The 17,493-nt window shown below is 46.8% G+C and carries 15 protein-coding genes; 8 read left to right on the forward strand and 7 right to left on the reverse strand.

From position 1 onward, the window contains the following. Window positions 1–66 precede the first annotated feature (66 nt). The 7 genes from ACRQV7_RS00850 to ACRQV7_RS00880 all read right to left on the reverse strand — a co-directional run bounded on the left by ACRQV7_RS00850 (window position 67) and on the right by ACRQV7_RS00880 (window position 6,188). Window positions 67–1,686, reverse strand: a complete 1,620-nt coding sequence (locus ACRQV7_RS00850; RefSeq protein WP_195198689.1) for a recombinase family protein — start codon at window positions 1,684–1,686, stop codon at window positions 67–69. Further along, complete coding sequence (locus tag ACRQV7_RS00855) at window positions 1,668–2,555, reverse strand: recombinase family protein (protein WP_195198688.1); 888 nt, start codon at window positions 2,553–2,555, stop codon at window positions 1,668–1,670. The genes ACRQV7_RS00850 and ACRQV7_RS00855 overlap by 19 nt, the downstream gene beginning before the upstream one ends. A 1-nt stretch (window position 2,556) precedes the next feature. Next, window positions 2,557–4,137, reverse strand: coding sequence for a recombinase family protein (locus ACRQV7_RS00860; RefSeq protein WP_195198687.1), 1,581 nt, complete (start codon window positions 4,135–4,137; stop codon window positions 2,557–2,559). Window positions 4,138–4,229: 92 nt separating this feature from the next. After that, a complete protein-coding gene (locus ACRQV7_RS00865) occupies window positions 4,230–4,388 on the reverse strand; it encodes a hypothetical protein (protein ID WP_195198686.1) in 159 nt (52 codons plus the stop codon). Next, entirely contained in the window at window positions 4,385–4,771 is a 387-nt protein-coding gene (locus tag ACRQV7_RS00870) for a type II toxin-antitoxin system PemK/MazF family toxin (RefSeq protein ID WP_207729928.1), read from the reverse strand. Before ACRQV7_RS00870 ends, ACRQV7_RS00865 begins: the two co-directional genes overlap by 4 nt. A 651-nt stretch (window positions 4,772–5,422) precedes the next feature. Further along, entirely contained in the window at window positions 5,423–5,875 is a 453-nt protein-coding gene (locus tag ACRQV7_RS00875; protein WP_195198685.1) for a sigma-70 family RNA polymerase sigma factor, read from the reverse strand. A gap of 154 nt (window positions 5,876–6,029) precedes the next feature. Then, window positions 6,030–6,188: a hypothetical protein gene (locus ACRQV7_RS00880; RefSeq protein WP_170313502.1), complete on the reverse strand. Its 159-nt coding sequence runs from the start codon at window positions 6,186–6,188 to the stop codon at window positions 6,030–6,032. Window positions 6,189–6,485: 297 nt separating this feature from the next. Between ACRQV7_RS00880 and ACRQV7_RS00885 the strand changes: the two genes are divergently transcribed. The 8 genes from ACRQV7_RS00885 to ACRQV7_RS00920 are packed head-to-tail and all read left to right on the forward strand — an operon-like array spanning window position 6,486 to window position 17,477. Further along, a complete protein-coding gene (locus ACRQV7_RS00885) occupies window positions 6,486–6,698 on the forward strand; it encodes a helix-turn-helix domain-containing protein (RefSeq protein ID WP_117418225.1) in 213 nt (70 codons plus the stop codon). 32 nt (window positions 6,699–6,730) lie between these two features. Beyond that, window positions 6,731–8,167, forward strand: coding sequence for an ABC-three component system protein (locus ACRQV7_RS00890; protein WP_195198684.1), 1,437 nt, complete (start codon window positions 6,731–6,733; stop codon window positions 8,165–8,167). Continuing rightward, window positions 8,145–8,393: an ABC-three component system middle component 7 gene (locus ACRQV7_RS00895; protein WP_117418227.1), complete on the forward strand. Its 249-nt coding sequence runs from the start codon at window positions 8,145–8,147 to the stop codon at window positions 8,391–8,393. Before ACRQV7_RS00890 ends, ACRQV7_RS00895 begins: the two co-directional genes overlap by 23 nt. Next, window positions 8,362–10,065, forward strand: coding sequence for a DUF2326 domain-containing protein (locus ACRQV7_RS00900; RefSeq protein WP_195198683.1), 1,704 nt, complete (start codon window positions 8,362–8,364; stop codon window positions 10,063–10,065). The genes ACRQV7_RS00895 and ACRQV7_RS00900 overlap by 32 nt, the downstream gene beginning before the upstream one ends. 14 nt (window positions 10,066–10,079) lie before the next feature. Next, the gene (locus ACRQV7_RS00905) at window positions 10,080–12,521 is read left to right on the forward strand and encodes a site-specific DNA-methyltransferase (protein ID WP_195198682.1); all 2,442 of its coding nucleotides are present in this window, start codon (window positions 10,080–10,082) and stop codon (window positions 12,519–12,521) included. Continuing rightward, window positions 12,518–15,037, forward strand: a complete 2,520-nt coding sequence (locus ACRQV7_RS00910) for a DEAD/DEAH box helicase family protein (protein WP_195198681.1) — start codon at window positions 12,518–12,520, stop codon at window positions 15,035–15,037. Before ACRQV7_RS00905 ends, ACRQV7_RS00910 begins: the two co-directional genes overlap by 4 nt. A 22-nt stretch (window positions 15,038–15,059) precedes the next feature. After that, window positions 15,060–15,671, forward strand: a complete 612-nt coding sequence (locus ACRQV7_RS00915; RefSeq protein ID WP_326521125.1) for a hypothetical protein — start codon at window positions 15,060–15,062, stop codon at window positions 15,669–15,671. Between the two features lie 33 nt (window positions 15,672–15,704). Next, window positions 15,705–17,477 (forward strand): DUF262 domain-containing protein, encoded by a 1,773-nt coding sequence (locus ACRQV7_RS00920; protein ID WP_195198680.1) that lies wholly within the window; start codon window positions 15,705–15,707, stop codon window positions 17,475–17,477. The last annotated feature ends 16 nt before the right edge of the window (window positions 17,478–17,493 follow it).

Here is a 17,493-nt window from a genome sequence, read left to right on the forward strand (position 1 = left end):
TGCCAGTTCCATGCAATATAGAAAATCAGGCGCAGGATATTTCCCCGCACCTGATTGCCGTGGCCCTTATATGATCTGCTCAAGCTCTGTTCCATCCTTGAAACGGATAAGCAGTTTTTCTTCGCCGAGTACCGTGATGGCACTGATCAGCTGCCGCACCGTGACCTCATCGAATGTGGTGATGCCGGTGTCCACTGCTTCCAGCTCGGCGGCCAGCTGCTCCGCCCGTTCATCCGCCTGTTCGGTATCCTGCCGGTTTTTCTCCAGCTCGCTCCGTTTGGCCACCAGTGCGGAGAATTCCATACTGACCTTTTTCAGTTCTTCATCGTATTGGGTGGAATCCGCTCCCACGGCGGCAGCAAGCTGGAGAATCCGGTACTGCTGTTCCCGCAGTTGGGACAGCCTGCTGTCGATGGCTGCGAGGCTGGTTTCGCCGTTTTCCGGCAAAAGGGCTGTTCGGATGCTGTCCTGCAGAATCGCTTTCAAGCTCTTTTGGCTGAACATTTCGTTCATGGCACTGATCACCGCAGTGTGAATCCGGCTTTCCTCCAGCGTAGGGGCATCCTTGCAGAACTTTTTGCCGTTCTCCAGACGGTTGATGCACCGCCAGACGATTTTCCTGCCTTCCGGTCTGGTCCATGTCACCCTGCGGTAGGGGCTGCCGCAGTTCCCGCAGGATAACAGCTCCGTCAGCACATATTTGCCGCTGTATTTGGCAAGCTCGGTTTTGGCGGCGGCGCTGACCTTTTTCAGGCTGGAGCGCCGTGCCATTTCTTCCTGCACCCGCTGAAAGGTCAGCCGGTCGATGATGGCAGGATGGCTGTTCTCCACATAATATTGGGGGAGTTCGCCGGTGTTTTTCTTGGTCTGTCGGGTGAAAAGGTCTGCGATGTAGGTTTTCTGGAGCAGAGCGTCCCCCATATATTTTTCGTTTCGAAGCATCCCCCGTATCACGCCGTCATTCCACTTTTTATGCCCCCGCGCCGTTTTGATGCCGTCCGCCTCAAGGTCTGCGATGATTTTGGCTACGCTGTGCCCAATCAGATACCGTGAAAAAATCCTGCGGACGATTTCCGCTTCCTCCGGGTCGATTTCAGGCAGATCGTTCTCGCCTCTGCGATAGCCTAAAAATCCGGCATAGTGGAAGTAAACCTTGCCATCCTTGAAATTCTTGCGGTGTCCCCAGCGGATGTTGCCGCTCATGGACTCGCTCTCGGCCTGTGCCTGGCTCATCATAAAGGTGAGAATCATTTCATTGTCCATGTAGAGGGTGTTGACATTTTCTTTCTCGAAGAAAACACCCACGCCCATCCGCTTAAGCCTGCGGACATAATCCAGACCGTCCAGTGTATTCCGGCAGAACCGGGACACCGATTTGGTGATAATCAGATCCACCTTGCCCTTTTCGCAGGCTTTGATCATCCGCAGGAAATCCTTGCGCTTTTTGGTGGAGGTTGCGGTTTTGCCCTCGTCCGCGAACATATCCACCATGGTCCACTCTTGCTGGGCGGCGATTTTTTCGGTGTAATATTCAATCTGTGCCTGATAGCTGTCAAGCTGTTCCTCGGAGTTGGTGGAAACGCGGCAGTAGGGCGCTACCCGCAGGCGCTGTTTGCGGATATCTTTCTGGTTGTGCTTGGGATCAGCGGGAATCACCGTGACTTTTCTCACTGCGCTTTCGGGCATTCTGCATCCTCCTTTCCATCTGCTTCAAGGGTTTTTCCGTTGATGAGCCGCAAGCGGAGACCGCCGTGGGCGGCAAATTGGATTTCCTGCACTGCGGTTGTGAAAAGCTCTCTGAGAAGTTCCGCATTGATAGATTGTGTGAGGATTTTTTCCTTCAGTCTCTGCATCTGATAGTAAGGCATAAAATCAGGCAGTCCGCTGTATTGCTCGGCGGCACAGGCCAGTATCAGCATTTTGGTGTACTCCGGTCCCGGCTCCGCTTTGTTCAACTCCCGGATGACCTCGTTCTGAATGCGTACCGCCTCCAGCGTCGGCTCATTTGTATTTTGCGGCAGGGACCATTCTAAGAGGTTCGGGGTCTGCACCAGCACATTCAGCCTTTCGGTTAGGGCTGTGCGGATGTCCTCGTCCTCTATGTAACGGCGGTTGGTACAGCCCTCCTTTTCGCAGTACCAGCGGGGCTTTCCCCCGGCTCTGGTATCGCGGAGCATCCTGCCGCCGCACACCCCGCAGACCGCCTTTTCACGGATGGGTCTGATGTAATCCGGGCAGGGAGTAAAAGTATTCTTTTCTCCCCGGACAAGCTGGGCCTGCAGAAAGTCTTCCGGCTCAAGGATGGGGGGATATTCCTTTTCCCCAAGATAGCGTTCGTTTTCGAGGATGCGCTTAACCATGTGCTTGTTCCATTCAGCCGTGTGGCTGTGGTAACGAAGCCCCCGGCGCATCATTTCAGCGGCAATTTTGCTGTAGGCCATGCCGTCCGCATAAAGTCTGAAAATCTCTTTGACTGCCGCCGATTCTGTGGGGCTGCATTGTATCTCTCCCTTTTTCATGGTGTACCCGAAGGGGATTTTTCTCTGCCATGCCATATTACCGCACCGTCCTTTCCATGGTTTCTTTCAGCATCAGACCGTTGTGAAGGCTGATATTCATCTCGGTTTCCGAGGAGATGGTGATGTTCTCCACCAGCATCTCAAACACTTCCTCCGTGAGTGCCTCTAAATATTCGGGGCTGTCCTCCAGATAATCCAGCATGGCTTGGGTCGCTTTGATCTGACTGTCCTCGCCGTTGGCCTCCATAATGCGGCGGCGTTGACGGCGCAGCTCCCGGAGTTTGAAGTCAATTTCGCCGGTTTGGGATAAATAAAGAGCAGAATCTACGTATCCCTTCGACTTGAGTCGAACAAGAACGAGATTCTGCTCGGTGAGCTGGGCGATTTCTTTGTCAATATCATTGATTCTGCGGTTGGAGCGAAGCTCCTTTTCCCGAAGCTCGGTCAGCTGGGTTAAGACCGGGGACAGGATTTGTGTACGATACCGTTTCAGCTTGTGGTACATACGGAGGATTGCCGTGACAATCTGTTCCTCCGGTATCTGTGAGGTGGGGCAAAGGTTTTTACCACGGTCATGCCTCCGGCAAGTCCAGTAGACCTTTTCGTTGACGATTTTTCTGCGGAACAGGGTTCCGCAGCTTTCACAGCGGATTTTTCCTGCCAGCAGTGCGAAGGAAACCGTTCCGTTTGTTTGCCTCCGTCGGCTTTCCATCAGTGCCTGCACCCGCTGAAAGTCCTCCTTGGAAATAATCGCCTCATGGCAGTTCTCTACAAAGTATTTCGGTTTCTCACCCTTGTTGCGCACCTGCCGGAACGGGATTTCGTTGGTGGCAAAGCTCTTTTGCCAGATCATATCTCCGGTGTAGGCGATGTTGGTGAGGATGTACGCCACTGTACTTGGGTGCCAGACGGTTCGCCCTTTGGTGCGGGGGATGCCTGCTTTGTTTAGCTCGTCTGCGATGTCATCCTTTCCCTGACCGCTGAGATAAGCGGCATAAATGCGGCGCACCACCTCGGCCTGTTCGGGAATAATCATTAGGGTGCGCCCCTCCAGCCTGTAGCCGTAAGGCTCGGACGGCGAGAGGTAATCGCCCTTTTCCATACGGATGCGGACGCTGATGCGCATATTGTTTGAGTGGTTCTGTGACTCCATCTGTGAAAAAGCGCCGTAGATGGTGGCAATCTGCTCCGACGTCATTTTGCCGGTGTCGATGTTCTCCTTTTCAAAGTGGATGGAGATGCCCAGCCGTAAAAGCTCCCGCACATACTGGATATATTCCTTGGTGTTTCTCGCGAAGCGGGAGATGGATTTGACGAGGACGCGGTCGATCTTTCCGTCCCGGCAATCCTGAATCATCCGGTTGAATTCATCCCGCTTGCTTGCCACAAGGCCGGAGATGCCCTCGTCAGCATAAATGTCCGCCAGTTCCCAGCTCTCCTGTGCGGCGATATGCCGGGTGTAATAATCCACCTGTGCGATGTAGGAGTTCTGCTGATCCTCCGAGTCACTGCTCACACGGGCATATGCCGCCACACGGAGCTTCGCAGTTTCCGGCTTTCGCGCCTGTATCAATGTGATTTTAGGCGCTTCCGCCGATGTTGAATTGGGTTGATACATCTTTTTTCCCTCCTTTCAACGACATACACTACCACACCTCCCGGTAGATAGCTACCGAATCGTTGATAATATTCAGAAAACAATTCCGCGACTCAGCATAGTGCGATGATGGTGGGTCGCAGCCTGCGTTCCAAGTCTTTTTTAATCCTTTCAATTTCCTGATCTGTCATGTTCTTGGCGGCCGCAAGACGTGTGAGCTGCTGCAGGGCGGCAGCGTACATCAGATTATCGGATACCTGTGCGTTTGTCATGGTGTTTCCCTCCCTGATAAAATAGGCGTCGGAGCCAGTCCGACGCTGATTGCCAGCGCCTCGTCAATTTTTTTCATTTCCTGTTCATCCAGCCTTCCGACATATTCCCGAAGCCTGCTGCGGTCTATGGTGCGTATCTGCTCCAAAAGCACAAAGGATTCCTTCAGGCGGCCGCAGGCATGACCGATGCTTGCATGGGTGGGGAGCGGCTTTTTCGGCTTCGCTGTAATGGCGGCGGCAATCACGGTGGGACTGTAACGGTTTCCAACGTTATTTTGCAGAATGATAAGGGGCCTTACACCGCCTTGTTCCGAGCCGACCGTTGGATTTAAATCTGCATAGTAGATGTCGCCTCGTAAAATGGTATTATGGAACTGTTTCAAATACACACCTCTTTTCCTATGCCGGTATTCTTAATGGCACAAAAATAGAGACCGCCCTGTATGATCTGCTTTGTTGTGAGAGCCTTTACAGGCAGGGCGATCTCCATTGCTTCTAACATTAAGATTCTTCTCGCTGTGCTTAATTCGACACTACTCCCCAAGCACGCAGAGCTCTGGTTTATAAGAGCTCAAAAGGCGACGGCCTGAACTGCGGCTGGCTTCACCGCATCATAGGAATCTCACCTCCACCGGGATCTCCGCTGGCTGCCCTCATTGCGTGGTCCCCAGGTCTTGTGGGGGCTGTGACTGGACAGAAGTATCAATATGGGCTGACGGGGTCATTGCAAAACAGGCTGCCACAGCCTGCTTTTCGGACGGATGGGTACCGCTTTGCACCTTATTTGGCCGTCTTTGATAGGGTGGAAAATGAGAAACCATGAACAGAATAAAAATAATATGGTTGCTTTCATGTTCTCATCGCCGTCCTACAGGTGGTCTTGGCGCATCCTCCGGAGTCGCTTTCCCTTTTGGGGTCCGTCAGCTAACGTATTCAGGTCGTCGGATATGAAATTTTCAAAGAGCAATGAGGGTGAATAGAAAAACCCCCTCACTACTAAGCCGATTTCGTGAGGGGGTCTACAAAAAATATTTTTACTTTTCTATCATTTTTTTGAGCTTCAGCCGAATCTGTCGTTCACGGTAGCTGATAGTTTGTTGCTTGATACCGGTTTCCCGTTCCAATTCCGACTGAGATTTTCCCTGAAAGTACAGGGCAAAGATTAAAGCCTGCTCCTCCTTAGAAAGCTGTGCGAGGCATCGGTGGAGCTTTTCCGCTATGAGCTTGTCCACGACCATATCCTCCACACGGGGAGAGACAAGGTCCGGAATCCCATCCTCGCCTGTGGTTTCTGTCGTATCCATGGTGCTGTAATAAAAGACGCCGTGTGCCGTATCCCTTTCCTCCAGATAGGTTTCACGGCGCTTCATGCGGTGATAGGTAACATAGACTTCTTCGCTGACCGGCACAAGCTGACCCTGCACCTTGATTTGGTATTTTTTCTTGATCTCCCTCTGATGCTGAGTGTCTCTTTTGATGCTTTTCATAAAATCTGCTCCTTTGAATTTCAAATTTTTGAAATCCGCCGGAGCCATCGAATCCGCATAAACGAAACAAGACGGCAGGAGAACCTCCTTTGCAGGAAGTTCCGCACTGCCGTCTTGCGTTCTGGCGGATTTCATTTTTATTACTGAGGTACGGTTATGCTACAGGTTTTACACGATCATGCGTTATGTTCAACGTGCCATCGGTATTTACGGTGATGCGAGTAACGCAATCTTTTATCTGAATTTCAAACAGACGTTGATCGCTGCTCATATCGCCGATGCGTTTTTTATTCAGGTTTCTTACTTCGGTCATAGAAATACTTCCCTCCCCTCGACTGATTTGTGAGTGTTCAGGCATATAAAGCAAAAGCTGTTATCGCCTTACGCAATAACAGCATACTAATTTATGGGACAAGCTTGGAGGTGTGGGAATAGCTTTCCGGTAGAGTGTGAGTAGCGAATTTTTAATATTGTACCAAGTTCATGCATGAAGTCTAAATATGTAAATCCAATATCAGCGTTAATCAAGTTAACCTTGATATCAGTCTCAAAACGTGATAAAATATTCCAAATAGGCTATTTGAGGGCAAAGCTCTTTGGAGGAGATATTATGGCGTTCAGCTACAACAAGCTATGGAAAATACTGATAGATAGAAAAATGATGAAAAAAGATTTGATGGCTATGACGGGCTTAACTACAACTACTATGGCAAAGTTAGGCAAAGAACTGCCGGTCAGCATGGACGTTTTGGCGCGCATATGTAAGGCTCTCAGGTGTAATATTGGGGATATCGTCGATTACATTGATGAAGAAAATAAATAGGATACAGTTCAGTTTGAATGGAGGGTTTCGGCATGAGGTTATGTTTTGGCTCATATTTAGCGATTCTTGTTCCGTGCAAGGCAGTTAATATTGATAATAAGCAGTTGTGCGAAGCACTTCTTCATTCTGTTGCCCCCAATTATGAGTTTACCTTTTCAGGGCAGGAAAATGCAGATCGTGTCAGAGAAGATGCCACATCAAAATTACTGCGGTGTGAACAAAACCTCTCAAAAGATATTACTGGGCCAGCCCGCAACGCCGTTCCACAAGAAGTAGCCAGCTACTTTAAGAACAATGTCATCAATCTGTTGGACAGTAATTTATCCAAGCAGATAATCCTGGCGCTTAAAGACATGATTGGTAATGATTTTCCTGAAAAAGATGGGAAGAAAATACATGGTATTTACGATGATACGAAAGTCGAACTGGTCAATGGCATAACAAAAAAAGAATTGGTATCCCAAACCGAATTCTGTTTTCATTCGTTTTTGGCCGGAGTCTTTTTATATGTTGTCACAAACACTACGAACCGAAGCGGCAAAAAGACGATTCGGTCTGTTACACAAGAGTATGTTCTTTCCTTCACATCTCGGATTGAAGAAATAACGCTCCTTGAGGATAATGTGTCAGATCGGATCTGCACTTATGATTATAGAAACGGAAAGACCGATACAGAATTCGCCGAAGGTGTCGCAGAGTATTTGATAGACAAAATCAAGCAATTACCTCAGCCATCAAAACAGGACGATTCCCTGCTTGTTACTCTGCTGTCAGAAGCTAATGGTAAGTGTTTATATTGCGGTGGTTATCTTGGAATTCCCAAGCGAGGGAAGATTCCGGTTAAAAACTGTGAAATTGTCTATTTGAAGCAGTCACCAGATGAAGCGGACAGCTATGAAAATGCGGTAGCATTATGTACAAACGAATGTGCTCCTCTTGTTCCGGCGATGTCATCTGATGAAATAGCAGAGTTGCTTGAAAAAAAACACCGTTGCGCGGATATTCAGGCATTTCTTGACAGAATATCCGGCATTAAGTTTCAGGATGAAATAGAGACCGTTCTGCGAGAAGTTCATAAGACAAAGAACGCGCAAGGACTGGAACCAACAGATATCAAAGATTTGGTTGAGATTGATCGTAAGATTCACGAACCTTTCCTGAAGGACAAGATTAATGCGAGTATGGCTCGCTTATATAAAACTGTAAAAAACACTTGCTCCCGTCTTGAACAGGAAATTGGATTTGACACGAATATGTTTGGGGAGTTAATGAAATCCGCTTATAAGCTGCTCGAAAGTGGAATACAGCAAAAATCAGATATCATCGATCCACAGGAATACATAGCAGATCTCTTAGTTGAAAAACTATTTTCACAAGTTGGACAGAGACATAGAGACGCCTGTGAGATCATTGTTGGATATTTAGTGAAAAGGTGTGATTTGTTCAATGAAAATACCAAGCAAAGTTAATTCTTTCTCCGATAGCGTCATTGCTCTCTTTGCGCCTATCTTGGAGAAATTAGAGGAGCGGGATATGACCCCGCATGAACTGCTCGAAGCGACACGGACAAAGGTATCGGAAATAAGCATATTTCTTGATGCTCTTGATTGTTTGTATAAACTTGGGCAAATAGAAATACCTGACGGGACGGAGGTACTCCACTATGTTAAAGCGGATAACATGCGAGAAGTTTAAAACTCAGCCGGAGGATTTCCGGCCTGGGCTTAACGTCATCCTTGGCAGTTCGGATGGCAGCAACGCTATTGGCAAGTCCACTTTTCTGCTGATACTGGATTTTGTATTTGGAGGGGATAACTACCCAAAATCCGCAAAGGATGTGATCACTCATCTTGATCACCACACGATAAACTTCATCTTTGAATTTGATGGTTTTCCCTACTTTTTTTCTCGAAGCACAAGCCGCCCGTCCGTGGTGAATCGCTGCGACAGCCAGTTCCATGTCATTGAGGAAATGAGTGTGCCGAACTATCGCAAATGGCTGTTCCACGAGTATAGAATACTTCTGAGGGGTATTACTTTTGATGAAATTGTAGAAAGATTCTTCCGTATTTACGGCCATGGAAGCCATAATGAACACAAGCCTCTGCAAAGCGAGCGCGAATCAATGGCAACGGCTGTCGAGTACCTTATGAAATTATTGGATAAGTTTGAAGCCATCCAGAATCTGAAAACCGCCGAAGAAAGCTATGGCATCAAGCCAAGCAAACAAGCGGAACGTTCCATATCGGATATCACGGCTGATATTGGTGAGAATAAGGATAAAATAGAAAGTCTGGAAAAGCGCCGGGAGAGGCTGTGCAGGCAAAATGAAGAGGCCAACCTGCGTGCTTTGGGTATTGATCCACAGCAAGCGGAGCGGCTTGCTGAAATTAAGAGTGAGTTGGGTAAACTGAGCCGCCGGAAGAGTCGTTTGATATCCCAGCTTAATGCAGTCCGCAACAACATGCCTGGTAATGATGGAGTGCTAAAAAAAGACTTTTCGGCGCTGCTCCATTTTTTTCCTGGTGCTAAAATTGATGCTTTTACTGATGTCGAAGCTTTCCATGCTAAGATCAACGGTTTTCTTCGTGCTGACATTGAGGAAGAAATTGCACGGCTGACGCCGCAAATTGAATACATAGATGCTGATATTGCAAACTATGAGAAGCAAATCGAGGGTTCAGGAGTCGCCAAATCTCTCTCGCAATCCATTCTTACTCAGTACGCACGTGTGTCACGGGAAATAGAAAAACTGGTGGAAGAAAACGAAGCACTGCAAGGCGAAATGGAGCAAATGGAAAAGCGCAAGGAGATCGAACATCTGCTGGCGAATCTCCGTAAGCGGCAGGAAGAAGCTCTCGCCGCTGCTCAGGATGAAGTGAACGCTGAAATGAAGCGAATTAATGATATTATTACCGGCGGTGACAGAACCGCACCAGAATTGACGCTAAAACCGGACAAGACCTTTGAGTTTGAAACCCCCGATGATAAGAGTGAAGGAACAGCGTTTAAGAGTCTTGTGGTATACGATCTGAGTATGCTCGCTTTAACTCCGCTCCCTGTTCTGATTCATGATTCAAGCATCGTTAAGCGTATAGAGGATGCCGATTTTGAACAGATACTTGGTTTGTATCAGAAAAGCGGTGAAAGCGGCAAGCAAGTGTTCATCGCATTTGATAAGGCAGATACTTATACACCAAATACATACAAAATCGTTGATAAGGCGTCAGTTCTCCGCCTGTCCGTGGGTAATGAATTGTTTGGCAAGTCTTGGAGTCGGCAAAATGCTGCGCCAGAGACGGAGCCCATTCCCAGAGCAGATGCCGAGAATAAGGCGAAAACAGAACAGCGAAACGATGAAGAATAAGGAGATAAAAGCACATGGCACGTATTGGAAACCTACTGAGGCAAATCTCCGACCCGACACTGCGAGAGCAGTTGACAACCGAAGTAGATAGTCTCAAAAAAAATAAGAAGTTTGGGCTGGTGTTTGAGGAACACGAGCCGGAGTATACGCCGCTTTACGGTGTCGCCTTTAGGTGCGGGTCTTTCGTCGCCAGAAAGACTGGAAAGCTTACAGGTGTTTATATCGTGAAAAAGATGGACGGTGAGACCGCCATCTGTGAACACAAGAACTCGCACGAAATTGAAACCATCCCGATTGCGGAACTGGTATCCGTGGCACAATTCGGCGAGCCGATTTTCCCGTCGCTTGAGCCGATTGCGAAAGTGGAAAATGCGCCGAATGACAGTCTCTGGCACACGATTATTGAAGCGGATAACTACCATGCTCTTCAGCTTTTGGAGTACCTTTACGAGGGACAAGTGGATTGCATATACATAGACCCGCCCTATAACACAGGGGCAAGGGACTGGAAATATAACAACGACTATGTGGACTCCGCCGATGCATGGCGGCATAGCAAATGGCTTTCGATGATGAAAAAGCGTTTACGATTGGCGAAGCGTATTCTTAATCCAAATACAGGCGTTCTTATTGTTACAATTGACGAACATGAGGTTCATCATTTAAGAATGTTACTTGCTGAGATTTTCCCTGAAACATTTATTCAAATGGTGACAATCGTTATTAATCCAAAGGGAGTTACTCAAGGTCGCTTTTCTCGTGTTGAGGAATACGCCATGTTTTGCTTTATGCCTAATGCCTATGTCCGTGGTGGAGAAGACCCATTGCTTGGCGATATGGTTCTAAATCAGAAGCCACGTTGGAAAGGTTTACTACGCTCTGGTACTAACGCACGGCGGGAAGACCGCAAAAAAATGTTTTACCCTATTCTTATCGATGCCGAAAAAAAACGTGTCATTCGAGCGGGCGATTCTGTGCCATGGGGAGATACGATTAAGGTTGGTGAAAAAATAGATGGATACGATGTTGCATGGCCAATTCGGACAGATGGCAGTGAAGGAAACTGGGGTGTGAGCAACACTACCCTGAACACTCTTATTAACAAAGGATATGTATCACTTGGCAGTTTTGATAAAAAACGAGGTACTTGGGGTATCACTTATTTGAGTGCAAGACCGCAAAGACAAATAGAGACTGGTGAACTTGTTATTACGAGCTACGATGCAGTTCGTAATGTTGTGGATGTTGAGTATTCATCTGCTCAGGAAAAACAAATTAAGTCGGTGTGGTATCGCAGCCAGCACGATGCTGGTGCATATGGCTCTGATTTGGTCTCATCAATTATCGGACAGTCACGTGCATTTTCATTTCCAAAGTCTCTTTACGCCACGAGAGATGCCTTAAGTTCAATAGTCAAAACCAGCCCAAACGCACTGATAGTTGATTTCTTTGCGGGCAGTGGTACAACGCTTCACGCTGTGAACTTGCTTAACGCCGAGGATGATGGCCACAGACGCTGCATCCTTGTCACCAACAACGAGGTTTCCGAAGCAGAAGCGCGAGACCTGAAAGCGGCGGGATACCAGCCGGGTGATCCAGAATGGGAAAAGCACGGCATTTGCCGTTCGGTGACTTGGCCGCGCACGGAGTACAGCATCCTCGGCAAACGGGCTGATGGTACGGTGCTTTCAGGCGAATATTTTACAAACCAAACAACGACAAAAGAAGTCAATCGCTCGTTCTATCAGCTTGGCTTTGTTGAAAATCCTGCATCACTTACCCCTGCTGCGAAAAAGCAGATTGTTGCTCTCATCGGTAAGGATAAGCTGCCGCAGTCTCTCGTGAAAGCAGACAGCCGTTTCATTGTATCAGAAAAGCATACAGCGTCCGTGTTGTTTGACCCTGATGCTGCTGATGAATGGCTCAATGTCCTTGAAGATCAGGAGCATATAACCGATTTCTATATCGTGGCAAAAGACAGCCGAACATATAATAACATCAGACAAAAGGTCGTGGACCTTCTCGGTACGGTCACGGTAACCGAACCTCTGAAGCGCCCGATGAGCGAAGGTTTCGCCGCTAATGTAGAATACTTCAAGCTTGGCTTTCTTGACAAAAACAGCGTGTCGCTCGGTCAGCAATTCGCCGAGATTCTTCCCTTGCTATGGCTGAAAGCTGGAGCGATTGGCAAGCGCCCCGAGCTGGACAGTGCGGAACTGCCGAATATGTTGATTTTGCCGCAGAACTCTTTTGCAGTTCTCCTTGATGAAGACTGCTACGGTAAATTTGCCGAGGCTTTGCTGGAAACGAAAAATATTGGTACGGTATATTTTGTTACAAACTCTGAGGAAGCGTTCAGAGAGATGTCGGATGGTATTGGGATCGAGCAAACTTATCAGCTATACCGCGACTATATTGATAATTTCGTAATCGGGAGCAGGAGGAATAATCTATGAGAGCAACGTTATTTCCGTTTCAAGAATCGGCACTTGCCGACTTGCACGAGAAGATAAAAAAAGCACATGCCTATTGGAGTGAAAAAGATCCTCAGGTCATTTCGTTTACTGCTCCCACAGGTGCCGGTAAGACAATTATTATGACCGCTTTATTTGAAGATATTATCTTCGGCCATGCCTATGGAGTAGCGGAGCCGGATTCTGTTTTCGTTTGGCTTTCGGATATGCCGGAACTCAATGAGCAGACACGTTTGAAAATTGAAAGCAAATCAGAAAAATTTCGCACAAGGGACATTCGGGTAATTGACTCGACTTTTGATGCAGAGTATTTTGCCCCCGGCGGCATCTATTTTCTGAATACACAAAAGCTCGGTTCGGACAAGCTGCTCACGCAGAAATCCAATTTGCGCGAATATACGATTTGGGAAACAATTGCAAATACTGCGGAGCGTCAGCCCAAGTCCTTTTATGTTGTAATCGATGAAGCGCATAGAGGAACATTTACATCCCCACAGGCCGAAAATAAAGCACAGTCTATCATGCAGAAATTTATTAAAGGAAGTAAAGAAGATGGTCTCCCTGTTATGCCTCTTATTATGGGAGTGACCGCTACGCCTCAACGGTTTCAAAAGCTTGTGGCCGATACGACATCTACTATACAAAAAGTTGTCGTTCCTCCTGAAGATGTGCGAGAATCCGGTCTTTTGAAAGACAGAGTTATTATTCACTTCCCCGACATTGCAATCGGTGCCGATATGACGATGTTTAAGGAAGCCGTTGCCAATTGGAAAAAAAAATGTGAACGATGGCAGTCTTATTGTGACCACGAGGAAATTAAGAAACCCGTCCGCCCTGTTCTTGTCATTCAGGTTGAGGATGGAAATGAACGGGAAATCACTCAAACAGATTTGGATTCCTGTATCTCCATACTTGAAGATGCGATCGGGCGCAGACTTCAAGCCGGAGAAGTTGTTCATACGTTTGATAAACACGAGACCATTAAAAGGCATGGGCTGGATATACGCAGGGTGGATGCTTCCCGCATTGAAGAAGATGAAAAGGCTATCGTTGTGTTCTTTAAAATGAATCTTTCCACTGGCTGGGACTGCCCTCGTGCCGAAACAATGATGTCGTTCCGACACGCAAATGATTATACTTATATCGCTCAATTGCTCGGACGTATGATACGTACCCCGCTTTCCCGTCGTGTGGAGTCTGATGCCGAACTGAACAATGTAGGTCTATTTCTTCCTTTTTTTGATAAAAAAACAGTCAAAATGGTGGAGCAGGCATTGCGCGACAGTGAGGCAATTGTTCCTGCTGAAACCGGATCGCATAAGGAGCTCATCACCCTGAAACGTGATCCTGCATTTGCCGATGTATTTAGCGATATGAATTTAATAACCTATCGCATAGATTCCGCGAGGAAACAACCCGCACTCCGCAGACTGATTGCGCTTGCCCGTGCGCTAACGCAGGACATGATTGCCCCTGAAGCTCGAAAAAGCACACTGAAAAAGGTGCTTGATGAGTTTGAATCGGAAATAGCCGAATTGAAGAAAAGCGGCAAATTTGAAGAGATATCTAAAGCTGTTACCGGCTTGGCGCTGCGAACGCTTACCATAGATTACGGCAGCAGCGCAGAAGGGACGACAGACAACATATCAGAAATTGTGGAGCTCTCAGAATTTGATATCAACAATCTCTTTGAACGGGCGGGAAAAGTGCTCGGCGAGGGTTTGCACAAGGAATATTGGGTCCGTCACGCTGTCCGTGATTTTAAGGATGTAAAAACAGAAATTATTGTGTTGACAAACGACAATGCAGCCATGGAGCGTCTTGAATCGTTTGCAGACAAGCTGTTCAACGAATTATATGACATGCATAAAACAGCATTCCGAAAATTGAAAGAGGATCGTAGAGATGCTTACAAAAAGCTGGCTCTATCATCAACGACCCCAATTGCTCTTGACTGGGAACTGCCTCCAACCATTGATTTTTTAATTGGCGAAGATGCTGTAATTCTGGAAAAGCACCTCTACATCCCTTCTGATGGTGGTGAATTCAAGGTAAGTCTGAATGACTGGGAACTTGGTGTTATCAGGGAAGAAATGAAGGATGAAAAGGGTGCTGTAGCATGGCTCCGCAACCTTGACCGTAAAAGGTGGTCATTGGAAATTCCATACGAAGTGGACGGTGTGGTAACTTCGATGTTCCCTGACCTGATTGTTGTTCGAGCTGATGCACATGGATATGTTTTTGATGTACTGGAACCGCATGACTCAAGCCGTAAGGATAATTATCCGAAAGCCGTCGGATTGGCCAAGTTTGCAGAGAAGCACGGAGAGCATTTCGGACGTATTCAATTAATCCGCAAGGCAAAAGGAGCGGATAAGCGAGATCACTTCTATCGCTTGGATATGGGAAAACTGAGCGTCAGAAATAGGGTCCGCGGTGTGACATCTAATGCCGAACTCGATAGAATCTTTAATGAGGATGCACAAACAGAGGAATAAGCTTCAAGAAGGGGGAAACATCGTGGCTAATTGTGAATATCAATATCCGGCACTGACCGTGGAAAAAAAGCATGGTGACGAGTGTTTCCTTAACGGCTGCTGCTCCGCTCATCTTGTAGACTTTTGGAGATGGGCATACTCCGACCTGATGGGAAATACGGAGCGTGGCAAACTCGCCGAGTACATTGTTTCTCTGGCAATGCACTGTGCCAATGGTGTTAGCGAAGGCTGGAGAGCTTTTGACGTGTTGACACCCGAAGGAATAAAAATCGAAGTGAAAACCTCAGCCTATTTGCAGAGTTGGGCGCAAAAAAGGATATCCAATATTCGTTTTGACATCCGTGAAACTCTGGCTTGGGATTCGGTTACGAATACTTATGCGGAAATTGCTATGCGCCAAGCGGACGTTTATGTGTTTTGCGTTCAAAACTGCAAAGAACAGAAGTTGGTAAACCCGCTTGACTTAGCACAGTGGGATTTTTACCCCATTACTACAGAAGCTCTGAACGCTGCCGTTAGCAATCAAAAATCAATAGGATTAAATACGTTACTGGCCCTTGGTGTCAAAAAGTGTTCTTTTACCGAATTGCGCGACACAGTAATTTCATTGGCTAAGACGCCGATTTACAGATAATAACAGACCAATAAAAAGATTTGGAGGTACTTTATGGCTTTTCAAACTGCTCTAACAATTAAGGAAACAATCGCCAATATACATAGCAAAAAATATTTGCTGCCGTCTATTCAACGTGAATTTGTCTGGGATGTAGACCAAATAACCCAGCTGTTTGACAGCCTGATGCTTGGCTATCCTATTGGTTCCTTTCTGTTTTGGGAGGTTAGCCCTGCTAACGTGAAGGAGTTTGTTTTTTATGAATTTCTTCGGAATTATCACGAACAGAAAAAGGATGGCCGGCACAATCCGAAAGCAAGTATTATCGGCAACGAGACCGTCACTGCTATTCTTGATGGCCAGCAACGCTTGACATCGCTGTATTTAGGATTAATGGGGACATACGCCTATAAAAAACCATATATGCGGTATGACAATCCGAAAGCCTACCCGATAAGAAAGCTTTATCTGAACTTATTGAAAAAATCGGATGACGATGACTGGTTTTATGATTTTGCATTTCTTACTTCTGATGAGTGCAAAAATGACGATAGCCACTACTGGTTTTTCGTTGGGGATATACTGGGGTTTGATAAACTGTCCGATGCGATGAAGTACCTCCAAAAAGTCAACAGCTATCTTGTTAAAATCGGACAAGGCTCATATGATGAGGAGAAAGCAGAATTTGCCACCGAAACACTTAGTAAACTGTGGCAAGCAATTCACGCCGATGGAACGATCAGCTATTATCTTGAAAAGAGCGATAAACTGGACAAAGTCCTCAACATATTTATTCGTGTAAACAGCGGAGGAACACCACTCAGTTACTCCGACCTTCTCCTTTCCATTGCTTCTGCACAATGGGATGATCTGGATGCCCGTGAGGAAATTCATAGTGCAGTTGACGAAATAAACGCAATTGGCAGAGGATTCAATGTCAATAAAGATTTTATACTCAAAGCCTGCTTAGTCCTGTGTGATTTCCCTGACATAGCATTCAAAATTGATAACTTCAATCACACTAATATGATGAAGATACAGTCGGAATGGTCAAATATTATGGCTGCCCTGCGAGAAGCGGTAACCCTTGCCGCCAGACTGGGTTTTAACAGAGATAACCTGACATCAAATAACCTGTTCATACCTATCGCCTATTATATTAAACACATAGGCTTGCCTTCAAATTTTGCGGCATCACCCAAAAATGCTGAGAACGTTAGAGCAATCAAAAAATGGCTTGTAAGCGCCATGCTGAAGCGTGTGTTCAGTTCCCAGCCTGATGGTGTCCTGCGCCCTATTCGGGAGATAATCGCTAAAAGCGATGGTTCGATCTTTCCGCTTGAACAAATTATTGAGCGGTTTAAGGGAACAAACAGAACACATGAATTTACGGATGCTGACATTGAAAATCTGCTGTATCTCAAATATGGACAAGGTGATACGCTGACAGTGATGTCGGTTCTCTACCCTTGGGCAGACTTGCACAATTTGTTTCATATGGATCACATTTTCCCAAAAGCAGAGTTCACAGAGCGCAAGCTTCGCAAGATGGGAGTTCCTTCGGATAGAATTTCAGATTTCTTGGAGAACTTCAATTACATAGGCAACCTTCAATTACTTGAGGGGCTGGACAATACATCAAAAACCAATAAAGATTTTAAGAAGTGGTTTGAGGATAACCTGCCTACAGAAGAGGCAAAGACTGCCTATCGGCAGAAACATCTGATACCCGCTGGCGTTGATCTTGCGTTTACAAACTTCCCGGAATTTTTAGAAGCCCGTGAAGCTTTAATAATTGATAGATTAAAAAAGGAACTGCAAGGATAGCGTGTGAGAAAAGAAC

The sequence above is a fragment of the Caproiciproducens lactatisolvens genome (assembly GCF_052443335.1).
Lineage (GTDB): Bacteria > Bacillota > Clostridia > Oscillospirales > Acutalibacteraceae > Caproiciproducens.

Bases quoted from the DNA above. Each gene is read 5' to 3' on its own strand.
- ACRQV7_RS00895 (WP_117418227.1), top strand. From the start codon at position 8,145: ATGAAAATACCAAGCAAAGTTAATTCTTTCTCCGATAGCGTCATTGCT.
- ACRQV7_RS00910 (WP_195198681.1), top strand. From the start codon at position 12,518: ATGAGAGCAACGTTATTTCCGTTTCAAGAATCGGCACTTGCCGACTTG.
- ACRQV7_RS00920 (WP_195198680.1), top strand. From the start codon at position 15,705: ATGGCTTTTCAAACTGCTCTAACAATTAAGGAAACAATCGCCAATATA.
- ACRQV7_RS00875 (WP_195198685.1), bottom strand. From the start codon at position 5,875: ATGAAAAGCATCAAAAGAGACACTCAGCATCAGAGGGAGATCAAGAAA.
- ACRQV7_RS00880 (WP_170313502.1), bottom strand. From the start codon at position 6,188: ATGACCGAAGTAAGAAACCTGAATAAAAAACGCATCGGCGATATGAGC.
- ACRQV7_RS00860 (WP_195198687.1), bottom strand. From the start codon at position 4,137: ATGTATCAACCCAATTCAACATCGGCGGAAGCGCCTAAAATCACATTG.
- ACRQV7_RS00855 (WP_195198688.1), bottom strand. From the start codon at position 2,555: ATGGCATGGCAGAGAAAAATCCCCTTCGGGTACACCATGAAAAAGGGA.
- ACRQV7_RS00850 (WP_195198689.1), bottom strand. From the start codon at position 1,686: ATGCCCGAAAGCGCAGTGAGAAAAGTCACGGTGATTCCCGCTGATCCC.
- ACRQV7_RS00885 (WP_117418225.1), top strand. From the start codon at position 6,486: ATGGCGTTCAGCTACAACAAGCTATGGAAAATACTGATAGATAGAAAA.
- ACRQV7_RS00900 (WP_195198683.1), top strand. From the start codon at position 8,362: ATGTTAAAGCGGATAACATGCGAGAAGTTTAAAACTCAGCCGGAGGAT.
- ACRQV7_RS00905 (WP_195198682.1), top strand. From the start codon at position 10,080: ATGGCACGTATTGGAAACCTACTGAGGCAAATCTCCGACCCGACACTG.
- ACRQV7_RS00865 (WP_195198686.1), bottom strand. From the start codon at position 4,388: ATGACAAACGCACAGGTATCCGATAATCTGATGTACGCTGCCGCCCTG.
- ACRQV7_RS00890 (WP_195198684.1), top strand. From the start codon at position 6,731: ATGAGGTTATGTTTTGGCTCATATTTAGCGATTCTTGTTCCGTGCAAG.